Here is a 1,255-nt window from a genome sequence, read left to right as displayed (position 1 = left end):
GAACAGCAGGGCGATCTGCCGGTTCGAGCCTTCTTCCACCACCTTGATCGCGAAGGATTTGTTTCCCGACGGGCTCGCGATGGTGAGCGGGTTCATGGCCGTGCGTGATGCCCCGTCGTCCATTGCACTCCTTCCCGTATCTGGGACCGGAGGCGACGTGTCCGGGACGAGGAAATCGTAGGCCGGCTGGAACAGGCCCGCTTTGACGCAGACGGCGAGCACAAATGTGATCGCCAAGGCGATGTTGGCCCGTCGGACGTTCCGATCGATGAGAAAGGGCGGCGTGGGTCTCTGGCGCCGCCCCTCCCATGGATCCGCGTCGCGCGACCTGTCCGTCCAAGGCGGCTTCGACGCCTCGGCAGGAGGAGAGTCATCGAGCGTCGGCGCCCGTTTTCGTGGCTCGAAATACGGCCTTGGACGGTTGGCCGGCATTCCTCCCCATGGATCGAATCTGTCGCCCACGGCTCTCCTCCTCGTCCGCTCGAGAGGATATTTCTTGCTATGCGTTTCCTATCAGGCGTTGCCCATCGGTTTCCCCGGGGCTCGGCGCGGATTTCTCGGGTCGTCGCCCGCGCCGTCCTTGCGTTGTGCGAGCTTCGTGTAAATCTCGATGAAGCGGTCGGCCTGTATCGCAGCACGCGTTATGGCGTCGTCGAGGGCGCGCACAGGGTGCTCCCCGCACGGGTCGATGCCGAATTCGAGGAACTCCTCATACGCCATCCACAGCGCTTGGACCGTTTTGAGAGAGTGGCAGAGCGCGAGAACATTCATCTGGTCGGCTTCGTAAATCACATGATTGTAATCGGATCGATAGTAATGGTGTTTCCCATCTGGCAAGATGCTCAGAATGTATCTTCCCACATTGCTTTTAGGGATATGGATCCAATCCTCGGAATTCTGGTTGCTGTTCTGATCTTCTGCTTGCTTCGGCTCCAGAGACCGGCGCGAGAAGGCGAGGAAATGCAAAGCGGCTTCCGTGATGGCGCGTCGCACCACCCGATCCTCGCCTGCCTCGATATCGATCGTGGTGATATCGGAATAGTCGAGGCGGCGGGCGGCGGCGGTTTCCGAAATGCCCAACGCTTCGCAGCATTCGGTAAGGAAGAATGGGTGCCTACGGCTCGACGTGTAGGGAATGTTTTTGCCGAACAACGCCCTGAGAAGGTCGTCGGGACTGAGGTGGCCCTCTCGATAGATTTTAAAGAGGCGGTCGCGCGCATCACGCTCGGCTTCGGGGTCGGCCGCGTCTCGTGGT

The 1,255-nt window shown here is 60.3% G+C and carries 2 protein-coding genes; both read right to left on the bottom strand.

Annotated elements, in window-relative coordinates; translation table 11 throughout:
- The coding region (locus A1351_RS24700) for a hypothetical protein (protein ID WP_157096257.1) at positions 1-462 on the bottom strand (462 nt) is incomplete at its 3' end.
- Positions 463-513: 51 nt separating this feature from the next.
- On the bottom strand, positions 514-1,255 hold a 742-nt coding region (locus tag A1351_RS25330), incomplete at its 5' end, for a helix-turn-helix domain-containing protein (protein WP_198162339.1).

Origin of the sequence: Methylosinus sp. R-45379, from assembly GCF_001644125.1 — a bacterium.
In the GTDB taxonomy this organism is placed as follows: domain Bacteria; phylum Pseudomonadota; class Alphaproteobacteria; order Rhizobiales; family Beijerinckiaceae; genus Methylosinus.
The sequence above is the reverse complement of the archived record's forward strand: the minus strand, read 5'-3'. Positions and strand labels throughout refer to the sequence as shown.